The organism is Maribacter litoralis (genome assembly GCF_003075045.1).
Classification (GTDB): domain Bacteria; phylum Bacteroidota; class Bacteroidia; order Flavobacteriales; family Flavobacteriaceae; genus Maribacter; species Maribacter litoralis.
Map to the genome: position 1 here is coordinate 236,516 of NZ_QCZD01000005.1, position 7,836 is coordinate 244,351.

The window sequence follows — 7,836 nt, forward strand, 5'->3', positions numbered from 1 at the left end:
ATTCGTGCTGGCTCTTTTTCTCAATATCTGATTCTGTAAATAAATAGTATATTGACTGTTTGATTAAATACGAAATATGAAAATTAAACTTGGTGTTACATTTGAAGCTTGCTTTCCAAAAGAGAATCGAAAATCTATTGATGAATATTTGAGTGGAATAAGTCGTGATACCTTATTGAAAACAGGTTCTCACTTTCTTGGATTTGATACAGAAAAATCAAAATATAGTGATGTAATCGCCTTTATGAATATGTTCTTCTCGCAAGGTAATCAGAATTTTGCCAATGAAGCATACCAGAATCTCTTGAGCTACGTAGCAGAAGCAGACTATGATATATCTGATTACGAAATTCCGTATGTAGGTAGTAGCCTTCTGTTCTTTGAATATATCTTTGACAATATTTCCGAGGATGTTGAAACAGAAAAGACCAACGAGGAAATGGAGCGTGACATATTTAGAGCTTACCTGCACCTTAATCAGGTCTCATTTACCGATAGGGGAATCGAACAAAAAAAAGCCGATGAAGAATCAGGCTTACAGTTTACTGCTGCTCAAGCAATCCTAATGTTGCAATTTCACAATTATGAATTAATAAACTTTAGAACCGATAAAGTATTTACCTGCCAGTTTCTGCGTGCGGTGTCGTATTTTGAATTTCTTTCTGGTATTGAGCAATGCGGGCCGTTGTTAAATGCCTTTTACAAATATTATGGCGTTGAGAATTACAATGAATACCTACGTCGCCTTTTAGGTATCACTTATTCAGTTTTAATGAAGGATAAGGAAACTCATACAGAGATACATCTCGAAGACCCTGTCCACGAAGATTTTATAGACAAGCATATTCTATCCCCAGATGATATAGCTGCAGAGCTGGATTTTGTGACTTTAAGAAGTAGGCCTCTGTACAAGATTGAAGAATTAAAATACCGTATTATATCGCCATTATTTGTAATAGAAATGATATACAATGGACTATATTTTAGGATGAAGCTAATCAACGATGAGTTGCCAAATGACCAAAAAGTTAAAGGTTTATATGGCCTTAAAACATACGAATATAGTGAGCAATACGCACTCGATACATTATTAAGAGAAATATTCGGAAAACGATATTTTCAAAAATCAGGAAAGGAACTTGATGAATTGATGGATGGAGCGCCAGACTATTATATCAGAAATGGTAAACGAGCAATGCTATTTGAGTCTAAGGATATATTAATATCTAAAGAATCAAAAACAAGTCCTGATTATACAGTACTTGAAGCCGAGCTCAGGCTAAAGTTGTTTGAGAACGAGAAGGGAAAACCTAAAGCAGTTCGACAATTGGCAACAAATATTGAAATTTTACTCAAAGGTAAAGCAGATTATGACTCACAGTTTCCTTCGAAAAAAGGTATTATCAGGCCGATATTGGTTGTACATTATCGAATGTTTAACACAGCAGGAGCAAATGCCATTCTCAACGGTTGGTTTCGGGATGAACTTGTCAAATTGGAAGAAAATGGTTTAGATATTTCCAGAGTCCAAGATTTGGTTATCATAGATATTGATACACTAATGTTCAATAAAGAAGCTCTTCAATCAAAAAAAATGAATTTATGGGATATCCTATTGGAGTATCAGGAAGATTACCTAAGATTTGAGTTGTCAAAGGCAAAACTGCAACCTCGTTCTGAAGAGGAAGGTATTGCAATGTTAAAGTCATCGTATAAGCCTTTTTCCTTCTTTGTGGACAATAAAGTTGAAAAGCTAAATCTCACGAGAACACCAAAAGAATTATTAGAAAAAGCAGCACCACTATTCCCTGAATAAATAAATCTTAGCTAAAATACCCCTCAGCACATTCCCCTACATTCCACGCTTGCCTGCTGAAAAAGCAGGCAACCACTTCACTTCGAGAAAAGAGCTTCACTACACAAGTCTTGGACACAATGCCCGATTTCAGCTTTCCATTCCGCTAACCCTTCCCGCTACGCTGGAAAGGAACACTACATTCCAGAGCCAAAATCGTGAATTAAGTCCGCTTTTTTAATCGGAAAGCCATTGGCTTGATTTTCTTGACAGGATTTTCGGCGAGGACTTCTTGAGCCCTCACTTGAAAATCCTTAAAAACCAAACCGCTGTCTTACACATTTTAAGGGGTTTATAATGGATAAAGCCTTTGTTGTTTTTCGGGTCATCGAAAAACAGGCACGACATAACCAATTCTAATGTAAACACAGCCACTTATTTCGCTTAACTGTCGGTACGCTCAAACGCAACTGCGTTTAAAAGAATTGCTAATGCCCTTATGGAACTTGTCAAGACTGTACGAGTTTTAGTGAAAAATAAGGTTTCTACTTCCTTGAAATCCGCCGAAAAAGGCGGATTTACTACGTCGCAAACACACCTGATTTTACCCTAAAAGTCTTGACAAAACCCACTCTATCCATTGTGCTGTGCACAGAAGAAAAGAACAAACACCCCTTAAAATTTAATTCAGTTTAAAACAAATAGGGGAAATATAAATCACTTAAATATTTTATTATGAGTACTATTAGAAATCACGTACAATTGATTGGAAACGTTGGACAAGAGCCAACCATTACAAAACTTGAAAGCGGTAAGAAAGTAGCTCGTTTTTCATTAGCCACAAACGAGTATTACAAAGACAGTAAAGGCGAAAAGCAAACGGACACTAATTGGCATACCGTAGTGGCTTGGGGTAAAACTGCCGAAATCGTTGAAAAATTTGTCGAAAAAGGCAAAGAAGTTGGAATATCGGGAAAACTTAAAACTCGAAGCTATACAACTGATGATAACGAACAACGCTATGTTACCGAAGTTGTAGCCGATGAAATCCTATTACTTGGAAGCAAAAGCGACAAGTAAACTTTAAAATTAAAGAGGGCGTTCCTCTCGAAAGTTGCGCCCTCTTTTTCATTATTCACACATTTAAATATATGCACAATGAAAGCACAAGTTAACGAAATAAAAGAGCGATTGCAATATTTTACGGGAACGGAAATGTTCTATTCTTTACCGCTCATACGAACAAGATTTACGGACGGATTGAAATACCTGTCTACTGTTGCAGAATGTTTTTGGCTCATTACGGACACGTCCGTAATTGCAAAAAGTTTGATGAACCGATGCGAATTTGTAACCATAGACTTCAAAAGATTATCCGAAAAAAACCAGGATTTTACAGGTTACGAAGCCGAGATAGTTTACAGCGATGGCAACGATAATATTTTAGAAAAACACGGTTACAGAGCAACCGATTTTCCACTCGATGAACTGCGGTTATTTTTTGTAAATGACACGCTGATGTTACCAAGCGAATACTAAAATTTTGAAGTTATGATTTACATTAAATTTCAAGATTTGAGCGAGGAAAAACAAGAGGAACTCTTACAGGTTTCGAGAGAACACGTTACACATATTTTTGGGGAATCTATTCAAAAATATGTTGACGAAACTGGTGCAGATTATGAAAAGTTAATAGATGAAGAAATGATTAAAAATCTATACACCTACGATTATGTTTTCAATATCTGACACATTAAGATTATATGTGGAACACCTCTAAAAGTTTAGGGGTGTTTTTGTATGTAATTAATACCAAGTCAATAAAAAAACGTATCTTTATTTCGCTGAAATTCAGCATTCAAATTTAAGTAGGGTTATCCACTTTTCGACTTTCGCCGATAACCTTGCACATCGAAAATAACATATCGGAAAATCATTTTCCCCGAAAATGGCAATCGGCTTTTTAGCTGGATTGTATGGATTTTCGTCACGCTTGCGCGTGACGAAAAGGAATAGCAAGAGGGTAACACGCTGCGCGATGTTTCGGATTCCTTTTCGTTTTCAAATCGCTGATTATCAGCGATTTGAATAATTTGTAATTTCCAGACAATCAACGATTTGCGACAAACGGGCTGTAAACGCCCATTTTTAGGGATGATTTTGCGACAAATCGGCGAAATATGGACTCATTTACTGGAATTAGATTTAAAAAGGAAACTGCAAAACGCTTCCAAACTTTCTCACGCACATACTTCAAATCGCACACCGAGGCAATGGCAACGATGCTCGATTTTTTCTTCTACAACGAAATATCGCCAAAGGAAAAATTAGGTCCAACAGGACGTACCATTGAGGCTAAATTACTCAAAAGAATCAATGCGGTTATTGCCATAATGCGAGATGTGGAAAAGACACAAACCAAACCTACGGTGGCTATGATTCAGTCCCTTTTTGAGACCGAAGAGCCAACCAAAAAACCGCTTATTGTAGAAAAGAAATATGCCGAAGAAAAGAAGGAAGTCCGCTTTCGCGAAAAGAAAAATCAAAGCAACCAACTCTAAACTTTCGAGCTATGTACATCACAATCACATCTCAAAAATTAGGTAACAATTATTCACAAAGCTCGGCTGATTTTGTAGGCTATTTGGAAAAGGAAAATCAAGGTTTGGAACAACAGGATATAGAACATTTTTTCAATCAATATGGCGATGAGATTTCCGCTGAAGAAGTGGTCAAAGAAATTGATGGTAATACCGCAAAATTAAAAAAGAAAGAACCCAAGTTTTATTCTATCACGGTTAGTCCTTCAAAATATGAATTGCGAAAACTTCAGAACAATAGTCAAGATTTAAAAACCTATACTCGTGAGCTGATGAAAGATTATGTTGCCAGTTTCAATCGGGAAATAAACGGGCGACCTATAACCATCGATGATATAAAATACTATGCGAAAATTGAACACCAAAGAACATTCAAAGGAACAGATTTTCAGATTAAAGAAAACCAACCCTTTGTCACAAAAATACTTCAGCTGAAAACCGAAATCAGAAACATTCAAGAAGGACGAGCTGAAGGGAATATTAAAAGAATGAAAAAGGAAATTGCCAAATTGGAACGCCAAGCACCACACCAGCAAAATGGCAAACGGATTGTCCAGGGAATGCAAAAAGATGGAAACCAAAGTCATATTCATATCATCGTGAGCAGAAAGGATGCTTCAAATTCGGTAAGTCTTTCCCCAGGAAGTAAGCATAAAGCATCCGAAGTTGAAATGCACGGCAAAAAAGTAAGGCGTGGTTTTGATAGAGATGCCTTTTTCGAGAAAGCGGAAAAAACGTTTGACAAGACTTTTGGCTACAAACGCAACTTTGCAGAGACCTATAAGGCACGAAAAGATTTTATGAAGAATCCCAACCTGTATTTCGCCGCCTTGATGAAATTACCAGCGAACGAAAAAGCATTAGCGTTTAAAATGATTACCAAATCAGGATTACCGATAGTGCCAAGTATTCCAGTTAGTCAAACACAAATCGCACTTCGGATTTTCAAAAGGTTAAGACGTGGTGCTGAAGTGGCCATCAAATCAAGTTCAATAGGAATTTAGGGTATGGAAATAGACAATCTCATAACAATTCTTTCAATTATTGGTGTGGCCAGTATGGTTTTCTATGCGATGTTTCGAGTGAGCAAGTATGCGCTTTTCTTGAATTTCATAATGCTTTCGTGCTTGGTTTTCTATTTAACTGAAGTGAACGAATTAGTATCGATATTGCTATATATGGTATGCCCTCTAATGCTAATTAATATAGGATTGTATGTTTTTCTGCATAAAACTGAAACCGTCCAAAATGGCAATAGAAAGTATCAAGTCAATTTTGCTACGACAAAAGGGAATTTTAAATTGGATAACATCAAAAGGGGCGCATCCATCATCGGATCTGCTGGAAGTGGAAAGACCGAAAGTGTGGTATATGGCTTTTTAAAACACTTCCAAAAAGAAGGATTCTGTGGAATCATTCACGACTACAAGGATTTTGAGTTGACCGAAATGGCGTATCCGCTTTTTAAGGATAGCGATATTCCTTTTAAGGTCATTTCCTTCGACAAAATCATACATAGGGTAAATCCTATTGCACCTCGCTATTTAGAGAACGAAGAAAGCGTAAACGAGGTGTCAAGAGTCTTAATTGAAAACCTTTTAGAGCAAAGAGAAAGTGGAACAACTGGAACAACTAAATTCTTTAACGATGCCGCGGAAGGTTTGATTGGTGGATTGATTTGGAAACTGAAAACCGATTATCCCAACTACTGTACGCTTCCACATTTGATAGCGATTTATCAAATGCTCGATACCGACAGCCTTATCCAGTTTTTGGAAACAAATACCACATCGAGAGCGATGGCAGATGCCTTTATTAGTGGAAAGGATTCGGATAGGCAGACAGCTGGTGTGAAAAGTACCTTGGCAAATGCGCTGAAACGAATTAGTACACAGCGCATTTTTATGGCACTATCTGCAGACGAAGTGCCATTGAACATCAATAGCGAGGAAAATCCCGCAATCATATCGGTAGTGAACAACCCAAAATATGAAACCTCTTATTCGCCAGTAATTGCCACAATCATTCACACCATAACTAAGCAAATGAGTGTACGGAATTCCAAACCCTCATTTTTGTTAATGGAAGAAGCACCAACGATTCGCCTGTTGAATATGCACCGAATTCCGGCAACTTTAAGAAGCTATGATATTGCCACCATTTATGTAATGCAGGATAAAATTCAGAATGATATGATGTATGGCGATAAGGCAAGTAAGGCTATTTTAAGCAATCTATCCTATCAGTTTTTTGGCAAGGTCAACGACCCGGATACTGCCAAATATTACGAGCGCTTTTTTGAAATCATTAAAGACCCAACTAAAAGCATAAGCCGTGGCCATAATCTCGATTTTGATACACGTATAACAACAGGTGAAAAGGAAATTCCAAAGATTAGAGCAGACGTATTTTTCAGGTTGAAGCAGGGCGAGTTTATTACCTACGCTGATGGTAAGGATAAAATGGTTCAATTCAAATTGGCTAATATCCAAAGAGAGTTACCAAAGGAATCGAAACAGTTTTCTCAGGCTGATTTAGCGTCTAATTTTGAGCGGATTTATGATGAGGCGAGGTCGATTTTCGGATAGAAACCTTCATTTTTCATCCACTCAATTATGTCGATTATTTCCTGTTTAGAAAATTTCGATTTATCAGGATGCCAATTATAGAATTTTTTAATCAAAATTTCATTGTTAAAAAGCTGCTTTTCTTCAATGATTTCTTTCCAACAAGCAAACACAGTAGCAATTAATTCGACCCTTTTGGTTTTTGTTATTCTAAATTTCTCTATAATGAAGTCAATTTCAGAAAGCTGATTTGAAAAATATTTTTCATACCACTCTCTATGACCACCTATTTTTGAGAGTGGTTGATATTTTAAATATTCCCCACCTGAAAATTGAAACCATTGATTTACTTTAAATTGTTTGTCGAGTGACCGCATAAGCCTGTTATCATAGGGGCCCATAGCTTGTTTTAGAAAGTTAGTATATAAATCCATCTGAGCGGAATGTTGACAGAGATATATCAATTTCTGAAGTTTCAAATGCCCTAATGTATTTTCCTTATGAAGTTTGTATACAATTTCGGCAGCTAATACAGTTCTACGATGATAGTCTATATTAGTTACTTTTTTTTTAGGTTTTAAGCTTTTTAAAATTTTTTCTGAGTCTATTTTATTAGCATCAGCTTCAAATTGATACTTTTCAAAAGTTTCTTCAAATGCAATATTATCATTCTTACTTTCGGGAAAACCAAAGCCTAAAGAAACCAATATTTCGTCAATTTTAGATTTTTCCATCGGATAATTCTTCAGTTAACTTCATTACTTCAGTAAAGCTTTTAATCTTGTCAAAAGCTTCTTTTTTATAAGTGCGAATAGTTGTTTGCGAGATATCACCAAGTTGCTGGCGAAGTTCCTGTAAAAGTTTTTTTGGAAGG

At 36.5% G+C, this 7,836-nt stretch carries 8 protein-coding genes; 7 read left to right on the plus strand and 1 reads right to left on the minus strand.

What is annotated here, in order from left to right:
* Positions 1-76: 76 nt before the first annotated feature.
* The 7 genes from DCS95_RS17770 to DCS95_RS17800 all read left to right on the plus strand — a co-directional run bounded on the left by DCS95_RS17770 (position 77) and on the right by DCS95_RS17800 (position 6,983).
* Entirely contained in the window at positions 77-1,816 is a 1,740-nt protein-coding gene (locus DCS95_RS17770; RefSeq protein ID WP_116772140.1) for a hypothetical protein, read from the plus strand.
* A 714-nt stretch (positions 1,817-2,530) separates the two neighbouring features.
* The gene (locus DCS95_RS17775) at positions 2,531-2,875 is read left to right on the plus strand and encodes a single-stranded DNA-binding protein (RefSeq protein ID WP_116772141.1); all 345 of its coding nucleotides are present in this window, start codon (positions 2,531-2,533) and stop codon (positions 2,873-2,875) included.
* Positions 2,876-2,953: 78 nt separating this feature from the next.
* Entirely contained in the window at positions 2,954-3,334 is a 381-nt protein-coding gene (locus tag DCS95_RS17780; protein ID WP_116772142.1) for a DUF6876 family protein, read from the plus strand.
* Positions 3,335-3,346: 12 nt separating this feature from the next.
* Positions 3,347-3,544 carry a hypothetical protein gene (locus DCS95_RS17785; RefSeq protein ID WP_116772143.1) on the plus strand — a complete coding sequence of 66 codons (198 nt, stop codon included), beginning with the start codon at positions 3,347-3,349 and terminating at the stop codon, positions 3,542-3,544.
* 431 nt (positions 3,545-3,975) lie between these two features.
* Entirely contained in the window at positions 3,976-4,356 is a 381-nt protein-coding gene (locus DCS95_RS17790) for a BfmA/BtgA family mobilization protein (protein ID WP_116772144.1), read from the plus strand.
* 11 nt (positions 4,357-4,367) lie between these two features.
* Complete coding sequence (gene mobB / locus DCS95_RS17795; RefSeq protein ID WP_116772145.1) at positions 4,368-5,399, plus strand: MobB family relaxase; 1,032 nt, start codon at positions 4,368-4,370, stop codon at positions 5,397-5,399.
* A 3-nt stretch (positions 5,400-5,402) separates the two neighbouring features.
* Entirely contained in the window at positions 5,403-6,983 is a 1,581-nt protein-coding gene (locus tag DCS95_RS17800; protein ID WP_116772146.1) for a type IV secretory system conjugative DNA transfer family protein, read from the plus strand.
* Here DCS95_RS17800 and DCS95_RS17805 read toward each other — a convergent pair.
* A complete protein-coding gene (locus DCS95_RS17805; RefSeq protein WP_116772147.1) occupies positions 6,953-7,696 on the minus strand; it encodes a hypothetical protein in 744 nt (247 codons plus the stop codon). The two genes, DCS95_RS17800 and DCS95_RS17805, sit on opposite strands and share 31 nt — an antisense overlap.
* Between the last annotated feature and the right edge of the window lie 140 nt (positions 7,697-7,836).

Bases quoted from the DNA above. Each gene is read 5' to 3' on its own strand.
- DCS95_RS17770 (WP_116772140.1), top strand. From the start codon at position 77: ATGAAAATTAAACTTGGTGTTACATTTGAAGCTTGCTTTCCAAAAGAG.
- DCS95_RS17775 (WP_116772141.1), top strand. From the start codon at position 2,531: ATGAGTACTATTAGAAATCACGTACAATTGATTGGAAACGTTGGACAA.
- DCS95_RS17780 (WP_116772142.1), top strand. From the start codon at position 2,954: ATGAAAGCACAAGTTAACGAAATAAAAGAGCGATTGCAATATTTTACG.
- DCS95_RS17785 (WP_116772143.1), top strand. From the start codon at position 3,347: ATGATTTACATTAAATTTCAAGATTTGAGCGAGGAAAAACAAGAGGAA.
- DCS95_RS17790 (WP_116772144.1), top strand. From the start codon at position 3,976: ATGGACTCATTTACTGGAATTAGATTTAAAAAGGAAACTGCAAAACGC.
- mobB (WP_116772145.1), top strand. From the start codon at position 4,368: ATGTACATCACAATCACATCTCAAAAATTAGGTAACAATTATTCACAA.
- DCS95_RS17800 (WP_116772146.1), top strand. From the start codon at position 5,403: ATGGAAATAGACAATCTCATAACAATTCTTTCAATTATTGGTGTGGCC.
- DCS95_RS17805 (WP_116772147.1), bottom strand. From the start codon at position 7,696: ATGGAAAAATCTAAAATTGACGAAATATTGGTTTCTTTAGGCTTTGGT.